Annotated in this window: 17 protein-coding genes; 4 read left to right on the top strand and 13 right to left on the bottom strand. The window is 73.0% G+C overall.

What is annotated here, in order from left to right; translation table 11 throughout:
* Positions 1-58 precede the first annotated feature (58 nt).
* Positions 59-550, bottom strand: coding sequence for an SRPBCC family protein (locus PV350_RS35800; RefSeq protein ID WP_500337666.1), 492 nt, complete (start codon positions 548-550; stop codon positions 59-61).
* 110 nt (positions 551-660) lie between these two features.
* Between PV350_RS35800 and PV350_RS35795 the strand changes: the two genes are divergently transcribed.
* Positions 661-888, top strand: coding sequence for a hypothetical protein (locus PV350_RS35795; RefSeq protein WP_500337664.1), 228 nt, complete (start codon positions 661-663; stop codon positions 886-888).
* A 238-nt stretch (positions 889-1126) separates the two neighbouring features.
* Here PV350_RS35795 and PV350_RS35790 read toward each other — a convergent pair whose 3' ends face one another.
* The 3 genes from PV350_RS35790 to glnA form a co-directional block, all read right to left on the bottom strand.
* Positions 1127-1336, bottom strand: coding sequence for a hypothetical protein (locus tag PV350_RS35790; RefSeq protein ID WP_500337662.1), 210 nt, complete (start codon positions 1334-1336; stop codon positions 1127-1129).
* An 81-nt stretch (positions 1337-1417) separates the two neighbouring features.
* A complete protein-coding gene (locus PV350_RS35785; protein ID WP_500337660.1) occupies positions 1418-1861 on the bottom strand; it encodes a hypothetical protein in 444 nt (147 codons plus the stop codon).
* Positions 1862-2039: 178 nt separating this feature from the next.
* Positions 2040-3452 carry a type I glutamate--ammonia ligase gene (glnA, locus tag PV350_RS35780; protein WP_499511463.1) on the bottom strand — a complete coding sequence of 471 codons (1413 nt, stop codon included), beginning with the start codon at positions 3450-3452 and terminating at the stop codon, positions 2040-2042.
* A gap of 199 nt (positions 3453-3651) precedes the next feature.
* On the opposite strand from glnA, the gene PV350_RS35775 reads away from it, so the two are divergent.
* Positions 3652-4119, top strand: coding sequence for an RDD family protein (locus PV350_RS35775; RefSeq protein WP_499511462.1), 468 nt, complete (start codon positions 3652-3654; stop codon positions 4117-4119).
* A gap of 94 nt (positions 4120-4213) precedes the next feature.
* On the opposite strand, the gene PV350_RS35770 is transcribed toward PV350_RS35775, so the two are convergent.
* From PV350_RS35770 to lipB, 4 genes are all read right to left on the bottom strand, one after another.
* Entirely contained in the window at positions 4214-4894 is a 681-nt protein-coding gene (locus PV350_RS35770; RefSeq protein ID WP_499511461.1) for a DUF4191 domain-containing protein, read from the bottom strand.
* Positions 4895-4973: 79 nt separating this feature from the next.
* Positions 4974-5207 carry an SCO2195 family GlnR-regulated protein gene (locus tag PV350_RS35765; RefSeq protein ID WP_499516811.1) on the bottom strand — a complete coding sequence of 78 codons (234 nt, stop codon included), beginning with the start codon at positions 5205-5207 and terminating at the stop codon, positions 4974-4976.
* 238 nt (positions 5208-5445) lie between these two features.
* Complete coding sequence (lipA, locus tag PV350_RS35760) at positions 5446-6420, bottom strand: lipoyl synthase (protein ID WP_499511460.1); 975 nt, start codon at positions 6418-6420, stop codon at positions 5446-5448.
* 39 nt (positions 6421-6459) lie between these two features.
* Positions 6460-7266: a lipoyl(octanoyl) transferase LipB gene (gene lipB / locus PV350_RS35755; protein ID WP_499511459.1), complete on the bottom strand. Its 807-nt coding sequence runs from the start codon at positions 7264-7266 to the stop codon at positions 6460-6462.
* A 356-nt stretch (positions 7267-7622) separates the two neighbouring features.
* On the opposite strand from lipB, the gene PV350_RS35750 reads away from it, so the two are divergent.
* Positions 7623-9140, top strand: a complete 1518-nt coding sequence (locus tag PV350_RS35750) for an NsdA family TPR-like regulatory protein (protein WP_499511458.1) — start codon at positions 7623-7625, stop codon at positions 9138-9140.
* A 615-nt stretch (positions 9141-9755) separates the two neighbouring features.
* Here PV350_RS35750 and PV350_RS35745 read toward each other — a convergent pair.
* Complete coding sequence (locus tag PV350_RS35745; protein WP_499511457.1) at positions 9756-10997, bottom strand: NAD(P)/FAD-dependent oxidoreductase; 1242 nt, start codon at positions 10995-10997, stop codon at positions 9756-9758.
* A 154-nt stretch (positions 10998-11151) separates the two neighbouring features.
* The gene (locus PV350_RS35740; RefSeq protein WP_500337657.1) at positions 11152-12054 is read right to left on the bottom strand and encodes a TIGR01777 family oxidoreductase; all 903 of its coding nucleotides are present in this window, start codon (positions 12052-12054) and stop codon (positions 11152-11154) included.
* A 50-nt stretch (positions 12055-12104) separates the two neighbouring features.
* On the opposite strand from PV350_RS35740, the gene PV350_RS35735 reads away from it, so the two are divergent.
* Positions 12105-12590: a GNAT family N-acetyltransferase gene (locus PV350_RS35735; RefSeq protein ID WP_499511455.1), complete on the top strand. Its 486-nt coding sequence runs from the start codon at positions 12105-12107 to the stop codon at positions 12588-12590.
* Between the two features lie 61 nt (positions 12591-12651).
* On the opposite strand, the gene PV350_RS35730 is transcribed toward PV350_RS35735, so the two are convergent.
* The 3 genes from PV350_RS35730 to sucB form a co-directional block, all read right to left on the bottom strand.
* Positions 12652-13167, bottom strand: a complete 516-nt coding sequence (locus tag PV350_RS35730) for a DUF4240 domain-containing protein (RefSeq protein WP_499511454.1) — start codon at positions 13165-13167, stop codon at positions 12652-12654.
* 88 nt (positions 13168-13255) lie between these two features.
* On the bottom strand, positions 13256-14227 hold the full coding sequence (locus tag PV350_RS35725) for a helix-turn-helix transcriptional regulator (RefSeq protein WP_500337655.1): 972 nt from the start codon (positions 14225-14227) through the stop codon (positions 13256-13258).
* A gap of 401 nt (positions 14228-14628) precedes the next feature.
* Positions 14629-15620 (bottom strand): 2-oxoglutarate dehydrogenase, E2 component, dihydrolipoamide succinyltransferase (gene sucB / locus PV350_RS35720; RefSeq protein WP_500337654.1); only part of this gene is annotated, 992 nt, incomplete at its 5' end.

The raw sequence follows: 15620 nt of genomic DNA, 5'->3' as shown, positions 1-15620 counted from the left end.
CCCCGGTCCCGCCCCGCTCCGCCGAGATCGGCTTCTACGGCGGCGTGGCCCGCCGCGGTTAGCCTCCGGCGGGCCGGTCCAGACGCGCCGCGAGGACCCGGGCCCTGGCCTGCTGGACCGCCCCCGCCTGGGAGGCGGCGAAGCGCAGCAGGCCGGGCGGCGTGCGCAGGTGCAGGGTGTCGGTGACGAGGCTGCCGGCCCCGTCGCGGTCGATGGCGAAGCGGTAGCCCATGCGGACCCGCGCGGGGCTGCGCACCTCGCCGGAGATCTCGGCGGAGTGCGGCAGGCGGTCCGGGACGGCGACGAGCGTGACGTCGATGACGTTGTCGTGCCGCAGCAGGCCGAGGAAGCGGAACCGCTCCACGGCCGTGTACCGCACGGTCCCGCCGCTGCGGCGCACGTCGCGGACGTCGACGAGGAGCGGCGACAGGCCGATGTAGTGCGACGGCTCCGCGAGGTGCGCGAAGACCTCCTCCGGCGGCGCGGCTATCCGGAAGGTGTGCTTCAGTTCGGCGGACGGCATCCCGGACCCCTCCTCGACACGGCGCACGGCACGGCGATCCTCCCACCGCGCAGCCCCGTACGCGCCCCACTCGGCACCCGGTACCGCGAAAGCCTCGGCCGGCTCCGGGGTGGGAGGATCCTCCCGGAGGGGCGCGTATGGACATGTTCGAACTGATGGCGTGGCTGGCCGAGCGCGGAGTCACGACCGTGTTCAAGGCCGACGGCGAGCGCATGGTCGAGCACAGGAGGGCATGGATGGTCATCATCAGCGGTGGACCGCTCGGCGAGGACTCCTTCTTCCGCGCGGACATGGCCACGGCAGATGCCTGCCTTGACGCGGTGCTCGCCCACCTGGAGAGCAAGGGAATGTCGCCGTTCGCATGACCGGCCGCGCGGTCCGCCGTCGCCGCCGGATGCGAACCATGTGCACGACAGACGCCCACGGCCCTAGGCCGTGTCGTCAAAGGAGCGCCAGCCGCCCGGAGGGCGGGCCCAGCGGCGTCTGGTGCGGTGCATCGTAAGGCGGAGAGTCGTCCTCGTAGTGGGCTACTCGGACGATTCGACAACGCAGCGAGGTGCCGTGCCAGGCGCCGCTGGGCAGGCGGGACTTTGACGACACGGCCTAGAGCTGACCCCGCCACCATGGCGCGTCCGGGCTGTCAGCCGGGATGACCTTGGCCCTTGCCAGGATCTTCTCATCGAGGGCCCGCACGAGGGCGCGCAGCTCACGCGCGCTCTTCCCGGGCAGTGCGTGGAGCACGGCTTCGAGGAAGATGCCGCAATCAGGACCGGCGAGGGGGTCCACAAGTTGTCTGCGGGGTACGTCACTCACGGTGTGAGGCCAGGGCGCACTACCCGTCACGTCGACTCCTGCCCCGCCTGGCTGCTGGGCGCATGGAGGCACGCCTTAGGGTCAGTTGTCTTCGATGAACGTCGGAGTCGGCGACCATGGCGGGGGTAGTTCCTGGCGGGGATCGCCGGTGACAACCCGTGGATAGCGGCCGTGCCACCACCGATCCTGACTGCCGGAGATCGCAGGGCCGTGCTGCATGGGCGCTGTGGCAGTGATGAATCGATCATCCCAGGTGTCAAGGAACGGTTGGCGGGCGGCTCGCACCCTCGCAGACAGGATGGGCCAAGCCTCAACCAGCCAATCCCTGCACGAAAGCTCGTTGTGGTACTCCCAGATCCACTGGGTGTCGAAGCCTGCCTCGACGCTCTTCACCACCAGCCGCCACGTGGCCAGCGCCTCGTCGAGCGCCCAGCCGCTTCGAAATCGGCCGGACAACGTCTTCGCGGCAGCGAGTACGGACGCGTAGTCCTCCTCCGTGAGCGGCGCGCCGGCCAGTCCATCCATGCCCGCACAGTAGCGCGTAGGGCGGAGGAGCGGCTTCGGGACCTCGAAGACGTCGGCCTTGCTCCGGCGGCACGAACGCGCGGGGCCGTCGACCGCGTCTTCCGGATGAGGAAGGACGCAGGCGACGGCCCCGGTACGGCCCCGGAGGGGGATGCAGGTGCTGTGACCTGATGCGTTCTTAGATGTCGAAGTAGAGCTCGAACTCGTGCGGGTGCGGGCGCAGCGCGATCGGCGCGATCTCGTTGGTCCGCTTGTAGTCGATCCAGGTCTCGATCAGGTCGGAGGTGAAGACCCCGCCCTGGAGGAGGAACTCGTGGTCGGCCTCGAGGGACTCCAGGACCGCCGACAGCGAGGTCGGGACCTGAGGGACGCCCGCGTGCTCCTCGGGGGCGAGCTCGTACAGGTCCTTGTCGACGGGCTCGGCCGGCTCGATCTTGTTCTTGATGCCGTCGAGGCCGGCCAGCAGCAGCGCCGAGAAGGCCAGGTACGGGTTGCCGGAGGAGTCCGGGGCGCGGAACTCGATGCGCTTGGCCTTGGGGTTCGCACCCGTGATCGGGATGCGGATGGCCGCGGAGCGGTTGCGCTGCGAGTAGACCAGGTTGACCGGGGCCTCGAAGCCGGGGACCAGGCGGTGGTAGGAGTTCACCGTGGGGTTGGTGAAGGCCAGCAGCGCCGGGGCGTGCTTGAGGATGCCGCCGATGTAGTAGCGGGCGGTGTCGGACAGGCCCGCGTAGCCCTGCTCGTCGTAGAACAGCGGGGCGCCGTTGGTCCACAGCGACTGGTGGACGTGCATGCCGGAGCCGTTGTCACCGAAGATCGGCTTGGGCATGAAGGTCGCGGTCTTGCCGGCACGCCAGGCGACGTTCTTCACGATGTACTTGAAGAGCATCAGGTCGTCGGCCGCGGCGAGCAGCGTGTTGAACTTGTAGTTGATCTCGGCCTGGCCGGCGGTGCCCACCTCGTGGTGCTGGCGCTCGACCTGCAGGCCGGACTTGATCAGCTCCAGGGTGATCTCGGCGCGCAGGTCGGCGAAGTGGTCGACCGGCGGGACCGGGAAGTAGCCGCCCTTGTACTTGACCTTGTAGCCGCGGTTGTCCTGCTCCGCACCGCTGTTCCAGGCGCCGGCCTCGGAGTCGATGTGGTAGAAGGACTGGTTCGCGCTGGTCTCGAAGCGGGCGCTGTCGAAGACGTAGAACTCGGCCTCGGGGCCGAAGTACGCGGTGTCGGCGATGCCGGAGGAGGCGAGGTAGGCCTCGGCCTTCTTCGCCACGTTCCGCGGGTCACGGCTGTACTGCTCGCCGGTGATCGGGTCGTGGATGAAGAAGTTGACGTTGAGCGTGGAGTCCTTGCGGAACGGGTCCAGCTTGGCCGTGGACAGGTCCGCGATCAGCGCCATGTCGGACTCGTGGATGGCCTGGAAGCCGCGGATCGAGGAGCCGTCGAACATCAGCTGCTCGTCCGGGTCGAAGGACTCGACCGGGACCGTGAAGTGCTGCATCACACCGGGCAGGTCGCAGAACCGGACGTCCACGAACTTGACGTCGTTGTCCGAGATGAACTTCTTCACCTCGTCGGCGTTTTGGAACGACATCCAACTCCTCCTTGGCCCGGCCCGGGAGGCCGGATTGCAGCTCATGGGTGCGACCAGTGCGGTGGCGCACGTTGGTGCCGACCATAGAGATCGGGCATTTCCCTCTCGTGACCCATTTGTTTCTTGCAGGTTAACCGAGCCGCCGCACGGGTGCCGGGTCGGACGCGGGCGCCCCGGGGCGGGGGGTTACCGTGGAGCCGTGGACAACAGGGATGTCATCGGATCGTGGATCGAGGGCCCGAAGGCCGCCGCGGAGCGGATGGGCGTCGACTTCGGCTACCGCGGGCAGCGCCTCGGGCTGCCGGAGGAGGGCCCCGGCTCGATCGCCCCGGTCGGGCGGCGCGTCGCTGCCCTCTTCATCGACTGGGGCCTGTGCGCGGTGATCGCATACGGGCTGATCGCGCACCGTGAGGCGGCCGCGGCCAATCCGTGGACCACGGTGGTCTTCGGCCTCATGAGCGTGCTGCTGCTGGGCACCATCGGCACCACCCCGGGCAAGCGCCTGCTGCGGCTGCGCGTGGTCCGGCAGGACGGCGGGCGGCTGGGCATGGGCGCCGCGGCGCTGCGGACGCTGCTGCTCCTGCTGGTCATCCCGGCGGTGGTCTGGGACCGCGACACCCGCGGCATGCACGACCGGGCCGTGAAGGCGGTCCAGATCCGGATGTGACCGCGGCTGCGGACGTGACCGCGGCGCACACCACGCGAAGTGCCCCGGACGAATCGATTCGTCCGGGGCACTGCGCGTTCCGTTTCGTATGCGATCAGCGGCCCTTCGGCATCCGCATCCCCTTGGGGAGCGGGCCCTTCGGCACCGGCATGTTGCTCATCAGGTCGCCCAGTGCCCGCAGCCGGTCGTTGACCTCGGTGACCTTGGGGCCGGGCAGGACCCGCGGGAGCTTCAGCAGGGTGGTGCGGATCTTCTTCAGCGGCACCTGGCCCTCGTCGTTGCCCACGACGAAGTCGGTGACCGGGACGTCGACGACGATGCGCGCCATCTTCTTCTTCTCGGAGGCCAGCAGGCCCTTCAGCCGGTTCGGGTTGCCCTCGCCGACCAGGACGATGCCGGCCTTGCCGACCGCGCGGTGCACGACGTCCTGGCTACGTGTCATCGCCACCGCGGGCGTCACCGACCAGCCGCGGCCGACGTTGTCCAGCACCGCCGCCGCGGCGCCGGGCTGTCCGTCGAGCTGGCCGAACGCGGCCTTCTCGGCACGCCGCCCGAAGATGACCGCCATCGCCAGCAGGGCCAGCAGGAAGCCCAGGATGCCCGCGTAGATCTCGTGACCGATCAAGAAGCCGATGGCGAGGATGACACCGAAGGTGACGATTCCCACAGCCGCAAGGACGAGACCGACCTTGGAGTCGACACGCCTGGTCATCTTGTAGGTCTGGGCGATCTGCTTGAGGCGCCCAGGGTTGCTCTCGGATGTTTCCCTCGCCATGCCGCACAGGATACGTGGCCCGCGCGTCCCGGGCCCCACCGGAGGGGGTCCGGTTTTCGCCCGGAGGCTCTGCGGGGGTCTAGAGGACGTCGCCGCGCGGGGCGCGCGAGGAGACCAGGGCGTCCATCACGTGCTGGGCGTCGCGGCGGTCCTTGGCGCGCTTGCGGTCCTCCAGGACGGCGGACCAGGCGTTGCGGCGGGCCGTCTCCTCCGCGCCACGGAACAGGAAGTACTCCACGGCGCGCAGCGCGCCGGCGGCGGCGCCGGGGATGGTGGTGCTCTGGCGGTGGAGGTGTGCGGCCTCGGCCTGCATGGTGGTGTCCCCCTCAGGACGGCTCAGACGCGGGTGGATGTTCCGCTTATCCAGAGTCACCACATTGTGTTACCAGTCCGTGACCGGTCGGTCAAACCGTCGTGAAACCCCGGCGGTGGCTTTGCGCCGTTCTCCGCGGACGTACCGCACGTCAGGGACGCGTCAGGGGCCCCCGCGGGGGCCCCTGACGTGACGAACCGCACGTTCCGGCGGTGATCCGGAGGTCACCGCAGCGTGATCAGACCGCCTGTGCGGCGACGACCTCGCCGCGCTCGCCGCGGCGCTCGACGGCCTGCTGGAAGAGCCGGCCGGCCCGGTACGAGGAACGCACGAGCGGGCCCGACATGACACCGGCGAAGCCGATCTCCTCGGCCTCCTCCTTCAGCTCCACGAACTCGTGGGGCTTCACCCAGCGCTCCACCGGGTGGTGCCGCAGGCTCGGGCGCAGGTACTGGGTGATGGTGATCAGCTCGCAGCCCGCGTCGTGCAGATCCTGCAGCGCCTGGCTGACCTCGGCGCGCTCCTCGCCCATGCCGAGGATGAGGTTGGACTTGGTCACCAGGCCCGCCTCGCGCGCCTTGGTGATGACCTCCAGCGACCGCTCGTAGCGGAAGCCGGGGCGGATGCGCTTGAAGATCCGCGGCACGGTCTCCACGTTGTGGGCCAGCACCTCGGGGCGGGCGCCGAAGACCTCGGCGAGCTGCTCGGGCACCGCGTTGAAGTCGGGGATCAGCAGCTCGACCTTGGTGCGGCCGTCGGCCCGCTCGGCGGTCATGGCGTGGATCTGCCGCACGGTCTCGGCGTACAGCCAGGCGCCGCCGTCCTCCAGGTCGTCGCGGGCGACGCCGGTGATGGTGGCGTAGTTCAGGTCCATGGTGACGACGGACTCGCCGACGCGGCGCGGCTCGTCGCGGTCGAGGGCCTGCGGCTTGCCGGTGTCGATCTGGCAGAAGTCGCAGCGCCGGGTGCACTGGTCGCCGCCGATGAGGAAGGTGGCCTCGCGGTCCTCCCAGCACTCGAAGATGTTGGGGCAGCCCGCCTCCTGGCACACCGTGTGCAGACCTTCGCGCTTCACCAGGCCGTGCAGCTCGGTGTACGCGGGACCCATCTTGGCCCGGGTCTTGATCCACTCGGGCTTGCGCTCGATGGGGGTCTGGCTGTTGCGGACCTCCAGACGCAGCATCTTGCGGCCTTCAGGTGCGACAGCGGACACGTCCGACTCCCTCTCGCGGCTTCATTTCCTTGGTGAACATCAGCGTACGCCTGTGGATTCCTGGACGGCCCGGGGGAGCGGCTCGGCCGACTCCAGGACCAGCCGCAGGTGCTTCTCGACCACCGGGAGGACCTCGGCGACCGTGACCTCGCGGCCGAGCTCGTTGCTGAGCGAGGCCACCCCGGCGTCCCGGATGCCGCACGGCACGATCCGGTCGAACCAGGTGTTGTCGGGGTTGCAGTTGATCGCGAAGCCGTGCATCGTCACGCCCTTCGCGACGCGGATGCCGATGGCGGCGAGCTTGCGGTCCTCTCGGCGCTGGCCGGCGTTGGACGGGGCGTACTCGGGGCCCGAGAGGCGGGGGTCGAACTCGTCGTCCTGCAGCCGGGGGTCGAAGTCCAGGGTCAGCCCCGGGATCACCGGCGGCCGGTCCTCGATCGGGTCGCCCAGCACCCACACGCCGCTGCGGCCCTCCACCCGGGTGGTCTCCAGGCCGAACTCGGCGCACGCGTTGATCAGCGCCTCCTCCAGGCGGCGCACGTGCGCGACCACGTCCACCGGGCGCGGCAGCTTCAGGATGGGGTAGCCGACCAGCTGGCCCGGCCCGTGCCAGGTGATCTTGCCGCCGCGGTCGACGTCCACCACGGGGGTGCCGTCCAGCGGACGCTCGCTGTCCTCGGTGCGGCGGCCCGCGGTGTAGACCGGCGGGTGCTCCAGCAGCAGGCACGTGTCGGGGATCTCGTCGGCGAAGCGTGCGGCGTGCACGCGACGCTGCTCCTCCCACGCCTCCAGGTACTCCACCGCGTCCTCGCCGAAGCCCAGGTGGACGAAGCGCAGGTCACTCACGGCCGCTCCCTTTGTGGTCCTTTGCGGCGCCCCTCCACGAGTCAGGAGCGCCCCCGCAACTGTACGTCCGGTGAGGTGGTGTCCTGCACGGGGCCGGGGGCTTAGCACCCGACGAAGGGCAAAGGAAGCGTTCTGCCGATATGTGGGTGCAGATTCACCCGATACAGCGAATGCGAGGCGCTCGGGTGGTGAGTGAGTCGATACAGAACGTTACATTCGCGCCGTTCTGCGGATGGCTCCGAGGGCCGCGGGCGGTGAACACCGCTCCGGACGCCCGCGGCGCCGCGCACCCGCGCAGCCGGACACCCGCAACTCCGCACGCCCGCACGCCCGGAAGGCAGGGGACCGCACCACTGATGTCCGACCGTTCCTCGCAGCGCCCCCCGAACCGTCAACTGGCCGCCCTGATCGCCGAAGCCGGGTTCTCCAACGCCGGGCTCGCCCGTCGGGTGGACCAGCTCGGCATCGAGCACGGTCTGGATCTGCGGTACGACAAGACCTCCGTCACCCGGTGGCTGCGCGGCCAGCAGCCCCGGGGCACGACGCCCGCACTCATCGCCGAGGTCTTCACCCGGCGGCTCGGCCGGCGGCTGTCCGCCCACGACCTCGGCCTCGACGCCGTCGCCCCGGTCTACGCGGGACTGGAGTACGCCTCCTCCCCGGAGGAGGCCGTGGAGATCATCTCCGGGCTGTGGCGGAAGGACACCGGGAACCAGGCCGACCTCCGCAAGATCGCGTTCACCCCCGCGGGACTGGTGGTCCCCAGCCGTGACTGGCTGATCGGCCGGGCGGACGACCGGGTGGGGCGCGGCCCCGAGCCGGGCACCGGCCCCGCCGGTCCCGGCCACGGCGGCGGTCCGGGGGCGGCGCGGCTGCCGGCGCAGCGCGCGGGGGGCGGGTCGCGCGGGGCGCCCGCACCGGTCGCGGTCGCCGCGCCCGCGGTCTTCGGGGGCACCGGTCAGCGGGTCGGCGTGGGGGACATCGCCGCCCTGCGCTCCGTCGGCGAGCTCTTCCGCACCCTCGACAACGCCTACGGCGGCGGCCACGCGCGGCAGGCCCTCGTCCGCTACCTGGAGCACGAGGCCGAACCCATGCTGCGCGGCACCTACGGGGAGACCATGGGGCGCCGCCTGTTCGCGGCGGTCGCCGACCTCACCCGGCTCGCGGGGTGGACCTCGTACGACATCGGCGCACACGGGCTCGCCCAGCGGTACTTCGTGCAGGCGCTGCGGCTCGCACAGGCCGCCGGGGACCGGGTCTACGGGGGGTACGTCCTCGTCACGATGAGCCGCCAGGCGGTCTACCTCGGGCACGGCCGCGAGGCCGTCCAGCTGGCGCGGGTCGCCCAGCAGGGCGCCGCCGGCGGTGCCCCGCCGGTCGTGCAGGCGCTCTTCCACGCCGCCGAGGCACGCGGCCACGGGCTGCTCGGCGAGGTCCGCGCCTGCACGGCGGCACTGGTGCGGGCCGAACGCGCCCTGGAGGCGGTCAGGAACGGCGACGACGTCCCGTCCTGGGCGCGCTTCTTCGACGAGGCCCAGCTCGCGGACGAGTTCGGCCACTGCCACCGCGACCTCGGCCAGTACCGCGCGGCCTCGCAGCACGCCGAACGCTCGCTGCAACTGCGCGGCCACGCGTACGCACGCAGCCGCGTCTTCTGCCGCACGGTGCTGGCCGCCGCGCGCCTCGGCCTCGGCGAGGTCGACGCCGCCTGCGCCCTCGGCGCGGAGGCCATGCAGGCCGCGGTCGAGATGCGCTCGCTCCGCGCCGTCGAGTACGTCCGCGACTTCAGCCGCCGCCTCGAAACCCACCGCGACGCCGCCCCCGTCCGCGCCTTCCACGACCGCGCCGCCGCGCTGGGCGTCCCGGCAGGGTGACACCGGTCGGCGGCGCGGGGAGGATGCCGCCGCCGAGGTCCGGCCCTGACGGGTTCCCGCCCCGGCGCGGTTCGCGGGGTTCCGCCGTGGTGCCGCGCCGGCGCGTGGGGTACGGGTTCCGGCGGTCGCAGGGGGTCCTGTGCCGGCCCGGTGCGGTCCGTGGACCAGCGGGGGAGCCCGCTGGCCTCAGGTGCCCCGGCCCAGGCTGCCGGGTGCACCGGACGGCGCCGCGACCGGAGGGCGGCGCGCCCATGGGGCCGGAGAGCCGGGGGCCGGCGGGCGCCACTGCGCCGCGCCGGGTGTCTCGCGTGGAGAGGGAGCCCCGGGGGTGCCGGGCCGCCGATCCGGCAGGTACGCGACGGTGGCGAGGGGGACCGCGCCGGTGCATGGCCGCCGCTCTGCCACCTCGGCGCTCCACCGCGACTCCGCCCCGTCCGCGCGTCCACGACCGGCGGCGTGCCCGCGACCCTGACAGGCCGGCGCCAGGGCAGGCCGCGCACGTCGGACCGGCTTCGGGCGGCGCGGGGCATGTCGCCCGTTCGGCGCCCGGTTGAGGCCGCGCAGCGCGTCCCATCCGACCGCGCGGGCCGACCCACGCCCTCCCCCGGGTGGCGGTCAGGCGGCCAGGGGTTCTGCGGGGGGTGCCGGGGGGAGGCCGACGTCGCGGAGGAGGCGCTGGGCCGCGCGGCGGCCGGAGAGCAGGGCGCCCTGGACGGTGCTGGTGTCCCGGTGGTCGCCGCAGACGTAGAGGCCCTGCAGGATCCGCACCGGGCGGCGCAGGTCGTGCGGGGCCGTCATCGCGGGGAGCGCCTCGGCGTCGTGGTGGACGGCGAGCAGCTCCCACGCCGCCGTGGACGTGCCGTAGAGCTCCGCGAGGTGGGCCCGGACGGCGATGTCGTCCGGGGCGGGGGCGGCGGCGCGGCCGAGCAGTACGGAGGTGACCAGCGCGCGGCCCACGGGGGCGCGGGAGGGGTCGACGAGGCTGGCCGGAAACGTGTGGGAGACCGGTCCGCGCCGGTCCGCGTCGAGGACGAGCGCGGGCTGCTTCAACGGTGCCGCGGGTGCGGCGTGGTGCAGGACGGTGACGCCGTGGAAGGCGGGGACCCGCAGCCCCGGCAGCAGTCCGGCCGCCGCGCGGGCCCCGGTGGCGACGACCACGGCCCGGCACGGGATCTCGTCCCCGCCCGCGGTGCGGACGCCGTTGGTGGCCGCGGCGACCGCCCGCACCCCGGTGCGGACCGTCCCGGGCGGCAGCGCGGCCGCCAGGGCCTGCGGCACCGTCACGGCGCCGCCCGCCGGCAGGCACGTACGGCCGAGGGCGAAGCCGCGCAGGACCAGGTCGGCGACCCGGCTGGACGTCGAGAGGTCCGGGTCGCAGAGCAGCGCGGACAGCAGCGGCCGCAGGTACCCGTCGACGGTGCGGGGCGCGAAGCCGCGCGAGGCGAGGGCGGCGGCGGCCGTGGTCTCCGGGCGGTCCAGGAGGCGCTCGACGGGGGCGTCGGCCAGGCGGTTGAGGGCCGCCCGCAGCCGCGCCTTGTCCAGGGGCGAGCCGATGGGCGCCCGCGCGGCGGCGAGTGCGCCGCGCGGGTCGCCGACGCGGTAGCCGCGGCCGGCGGCCCTTACCAGGACGCCGGGGGAGAGCGGCCGCAGCTGCAGGCCCCGCAGGACCGCGGTGCGGCGCAGCTCCGGGTAGGAGGTGCTGAGCAGTTGTGGACCCCGGTCGAGGAGGAAGCCGTCGACCTTCTCGGTCGCCATGCGGCCACCGATCCGGTCCTCGGCCTCCAGCACGGTGACGGTGAGCCCCGCACCGGTGAGGTGATGTGCCGCGGAGAGCCCGGCGAGGCCGGCTCCGATCACGCACACGTCCGTAGGTGAACCCGTAGAGCGTGCTGTAGAGAGCACGTTGCCCCTCCCCGAGGTCGGCACGTTTCCCCGCTCGCGTCAGCTGGCGCTGGAACCGTCATGCCCACTCGCGCGCCAACTGATGCCGGAAAACGGCTGTGGGTGGCATTCAGTGCCTTTCTTCGGCCAGCGCGGCGCGGATCGCCTCGTCGATCCCGGGGTGGGTGTGGGTGAACCCGGAGTCGAGCAGCACCCGCGGCACCGCGCGGGTGCTGCCGAGGATCTCGGTGGCGAACTCCCCGACGACCGTGCGCAGTACGGGTCCGGGGACCGCGAACGCCGTGGGCCGGCCCAGCACCCGTCCCATCGCCCGGGTCACCTCGGCGTTGGTCAGCGCTTCGGGCGCGCACAGGTTGACCGGCCCGGAGACGGACGCGGTGTCGACGATGTGGCGCAGCGCCGCGATCTGGTCGTGCAGGGAGATGAAGCTCCAGTACTGGCGGCCGTCGCCGAGCCGGCCGCCCAGGCCCGCCTTGAAGAGCGGGAAGAGCCGGCCCCACGCCCCGCCCCTGCCGGAGACGACCAGACCGGTGCGGGCGAACGCGGTGCGGATGCCGGCGTCGCGGGCCGGGCCGGCGGCGGCCTCCCAGTCGCGGCAGACGGAGGGGAGGAAACCGGTGCCCAGCGGGGCGCCCTCGTCGACCCGGCGGTCGCCGGTGTCGCCGTACGCGGTGATGCCGGAGCCGCTGACGAGCACCCGCGGCGGGGTGTCCAGGGAGGCGAGGGCCCGCGCGAGGGTGTCGGTGCCCCGCACGCGGCTTTCGCGGATGGTCCGCTTGTAGTCGTCCGTCCAGCGGTGGTCGCCGACCCCGGCGCCGGCGAGGTGGACGACGGCCTCCACGCCCGCGAGCCCCGCGGTGTCGATCGTGCCTTCCCGTGGGTCCCAGCGCACCTCGTCCGGCCCGGACGGCTCGCGCCTGACGAGGCGTACGACCTCGTGCCGGTCGGAGCGCAGGGAGCGGACCAGGGCGGAGCCGATGAGACCGGACGAGCCGGTGATGGCGATGCGCATGGGGACATCGTCGCGCGGAACGGCCCCCGTGGTGTGGGAGGGTGACCCGCATGTCCGACCTCCGCGTGCGCCCGGCCCTGCTCTCCGACGACCCCGCGCTCGTCCGTCTGGAGCGGGCGACCTGGTCGACCCTGCACGCGGTGCGGCCGCCCCGGGAGGAGAACGAGGACTTCTTCAGCGAGCGCTGGGGCCCGGACGCGTTCCTGGTGGCGGAGGCCGACGGCCGCGTCGCCGGCTTCGTCGGGGTGGTGCCGCCGACGCCGCTGGCGTCCAACGCCCACGTGCGCCAGATCCAGGGCCTGGCGGTCGACACCTGGGCGCGGGGGCGCGGGGTGGGGCTGGAACTCGTCCTGGCGGCCGTGGCGGAGGCCCGCCGGCAGGGCGCGGTGCGCGTCACGCTGCGGGTGCTGGGCCACAACACCCCGGCCCGGCGGCTGTACGAGGCGGCCGGGTTCACCGTGGAGGGCGTCCTGCGGGGGGAGTTCCTGCTGGACGGCGTCTACGTGGACGACGTGTGCATGGGGCGCCGGGTCTGACGGGTCACCCGGTACGGCCCGGCGGCGCGGAACGCCGGGCGCGCGGCCGGCACGGTCCGGCTCAGCCGAAGCGCTCCCAGAGCCGGGGGAATCGGTCCGCCACCGCGGCCGTGTTCTCGAAGTCGATGTAGACGCCCTCCGGCTCGGCGGGCTGCGGCGGCAGGTCCAGGTCCGGCAGCCGGACCCCGGTGAGCTGCTCGTACGCCTCGTCCGCCGCGTAGCCGAGGTCCTCCGCGTCGCCGTCGACCTCGGGGTCGAAGGAGTCGGTCATCTCCGCGAGGCTGTCGGGGTCGTGGACGGCCCCTTCGAAGACGTGCCGGCCCTGGCCGATGAGCCAGCACCGGAAGAAGTCGAACGCGTCGTCGCCGGCGCCGCCCAGCATGAGGTCGGCGGCGCCCCACACGTCCCAGCGGTAGGCCCGGTTGAAACGGCTCTCGAAGTGCCGCGCGAAGTCGACGACGGACTCCGGGTCGAGCTGGGTCAGCCGTTCCACCAGGAGGTCGGCGTGCTCCTCCGGGTCGCCCCCCGCTGCCTCACGCGTGCTGTCGACGATCTCCCAGAACTCCGTCTCGTCCATCACCGCTCCAGCATCCTGGCTGCGGCCCTCCGACGCACGCGGAACACGGCAGACGCGGCCCCGTGTCGCGGGCCGCACCGCACGGCCCTCAGGCGTAGACGGCGGCCATGGCGCGCACCGCGTCGGCCAACCGCTCGCGCAGGGCCGGCGGGCCGAGCACCTCGGCGTCGGGGCCGAGGGAGAGGAGTTGTTCGTAGGCGACGTCCTGGCTCTCGACGGGGAGCGTGACGGTGACCCGCCCCCGTGCGTCCGGCGGCGCGGCGGCCGCGAGGGCCTCACGGGCCGCGGTGCGGTCGGCGGCGTACGGCAGGCGGCGGGCACCGTCGGGCGTCAGGCGCAGGACGACCTCGTCCCGGAGCACCGAGCGGGCGAACTCGGCGGCCCGGGCGTCCCAGAACGCGGGGAGGTCGAAGTCCGGGTCCCTGCTGAAACGATCCTCCGTCGCCTCCGCCGCGGTGAACCGGTCCACCCGGTAGACCCGGACGTCCGCGCCGCAACGCGCCACCGCGTACCAGACGCCCCCCTTGAGCACGAGGCCGTACGGATCCAGCGCGCGCTCCGCCTCCATCTCCGCCTCCCCGCGCCGGTATCGGGCCCGCAGCCGCCGGTCCCCCCACACCGCCTCGGCGAGCACCGGCAGCAGCCGCGGCGTCTGCGGTTCCTGCCACCAGCCCGGCGCGTCCAGGTGGAAGCGCTGGGCCGCCGAGCGCGGGGCGTCCCGCAGTTCGGGCAGCAGGGCGGCCGAGACCTTCAGGCGGGCCGAGGAACCCGCGTCGTGCAGGCCCATCGCCCGCAGCGCGGCGGGCACCCCGGACAGGAAGAGCGCCTCGGCCTCCGCGCGGGCCAGCCCGGTCAGCCGGGTGCGGTAGCCGTCGACCAGCCGGTAGCCGCCGGCGCGTCCCCGCTCGGCGTAGACCGGCACCCCCGCCTCCGACAGGGCCAGCACGTCCCGGCCGACGGTGCGCTCGGACACCTCCAGGGCCTTGGCGAGTTCGGTGGCCGTCATCGACTCGCGGGACTGGAGCAGGAGGACGAGGTGGATCAGTCGTGCCGCACGCATGCCCCGAGGCTATGCGGTCGCCGTGGGCACCGGGACGTGGCCGGTCCGGGAGGTCCGGACCGGCCCCGCCGGAGCCCGCTGCGTGCGCGTCAGCGCGGGGGGAAGGTCACCGCAGCGTGCAACCCGCCAGGGCGGCCGGGCCGGTGGGGACGGTGGCGCCCCGGCGGGAGCAGGGGACGGTGACACGCGGTCACCGCCCGGCGGTGGTCGGCCTCGCCGATCCGCCGTCGCTGCAGGGCGCGTTCGCCGGCATCCGGCTCCCCGGGCCCTGCCCCCTTCCGTACGTACGCCGGGCCCGGACCGTTCAACGGGCGGGGGAGTCCCCGGAGAACGGCCGAGGCCCCAGCCCGGAGGGGGCTGGGGCCTCGGCCGTCGTACGGTCCCGTGAGGACTCCGGTCGGTTACAGACCGAGGTCGCCCTCGAACTCGCCGGCCTCGAGACGGGCCTTGACGTCGTTCAGGTAGCGGGCGGCGTCCGCGCCGTCGACCAGCTGGTGGTCGTACGACAGGGTCAGGTACGCCACGTCGCGGATCGCGATGGTCTCACCCAGGTCCGGGTGGTTGATCACGATCGGGCGGCGCACGGTGGCACCGATGCCGAGCTCGGCGACCTGCGGGTAGTTCACGATGATCGTGTCGAACAGCGCACCGCGCGAGCCGGTGTTGCTGATCGTGAACGTGCCGCCGGACAGGTCGTCCGGGCTGATCTTCTTGTTGCGGACCTTGCCGGCCAGCTCGGCGGTCTTCTTGGCGATGCCGGCCAGGCTCAGGTCGCCGGCGCCCTTGATGACCGGGACCATCAGGCCCTGCTCCGAGTCCACCGCGATGCCGACGTTCTCGGCGTCGTGGTAGGTGACGGTGCCGTCGTCGTTGATCTTGGCGTTGATGACCGGGTGGGCCTTCAGCGCCTCGGCGGCGGCCTTCACGAAGAACGGCATCGGCGAGAGCTTGACGCCCTCGCGGGCCAGGAAGGACTCCTTGGCCCGGGCCCGCAGCTTCATGATCTTGGTGACGTCCACCTCGACCACGGTCGACAGCTGCGCCTGGCTGTGCAGGGCCTTCATCATGTTCTCGGCGATGACCTTGCGGATGCGGGTCATCTTGACGGTCTGCCCGCGCAGCGCGGCGGCGGCGGCCGGCACCGTGACGCCCGCGGCCGGGGCCGGGGCGGTCGGCGCGGCAGCGGCGGCCTTGGCGGCCTCGGCGGCGGCCAGGACGTCCTGCTTGCGGATGCGGCCACCGACACCGGTGCCCTTGACCGAGGCGAGGTCCACGCCGTTCTCGGCGGCGAGCTTGCGCACCAGCGGGGTCACGTACGCGCCCTCGTCGGTCGGCGCGGTCGCCGAGGGGGCGGCCGCGCCGACCGACGAGGGCGCGTACGTGACCCCGCTGG

Source organism: Streptomyces sp. PA03-6a, assembly GCF_033792765.1.
GTDB lineage: Bacteria > Actinomycetota > Actinomycetes > Streptomycetales > Streptomycetaceae > Actinacidiphila.
This window is presented reverse-complemented; position numbering and strand designations above follow the sequence as displayed.

Excerpts from the sequence above, each read along its gene's own strand:
- PV350_RS35795 (WP_500337664.1), top strand. The coding sequence starts at position 661 with ATGGACATGTTCGAACTGATGGCGTGGCTGGCCGAGCGCGGAGTCACG.
- PV350_RS35785 (WP_500337660.1), bottom strand. The coding sequence starts at position 1,861 with ATGGATGGACTGGCCGGCGCGCCGCTCACGGAGGAGGACTACGCGTCC.
- glnA (WP_499511463.1), bottom strand. The coding sequence starts at position 3,452 with ATGTCGTTCCAAAACGCCGACGAGGTGAAGAAGTTCATCTCGGACAAC.
- PV350_RS35770 (WP_499511461.1), bottom strand. The coding sequence starts at position 4,894 with ATGGCGAGGGAAACATCCGAGAGCAACCCTGGGCGCCTCAAGCAGATC.
- PV350_RS35765 (WP_499516811.1), bottom strand. The coding sequence starts at position 5,207 with ATGCAGGCCGAGGCCGCACACCTCCACCGCCAGAGCACCACCATCCCC.
- PV350_RS35750 (WP_499511458.1), top strand. The coding sequence starts at position 7,623 with ATGTCCGACCGTTCCTCGCAGCGCCCCCCGAACCGTCAACTGGCCGCC.
- PV350_RS35740 (WP_500337657.1), bottom strand. The coding sequence starts at position 12,054 with ATGCGCATCGCCATCACCGGCTCGTCCGGTCTCATCGGCTCCGCCCTG.
- PV350_RS35735 (WP_499511455.1), top strand. The coding sequence starts at position 12,105 with ATGTCCGACCTCCGCGTGCGCCCGGCCCTGCTCTCCGACGACCCCGCG.
- PV350_RS35730 (WP_499511454.1), bottom strand. The coding sequence starts at position 13,167 with ATGGACGAGACGGAGTTCTGGGAGATCGTCGACAGCACGCGTGAGGCA.
- PV350_RS35725 (WP_500337655.1), bottom strand. The coding sequence starts at position 14,227 with ATGCGTGCGGCACGACTGATCCACCTCGTCCTCCTGCTCCAGTCCCGC.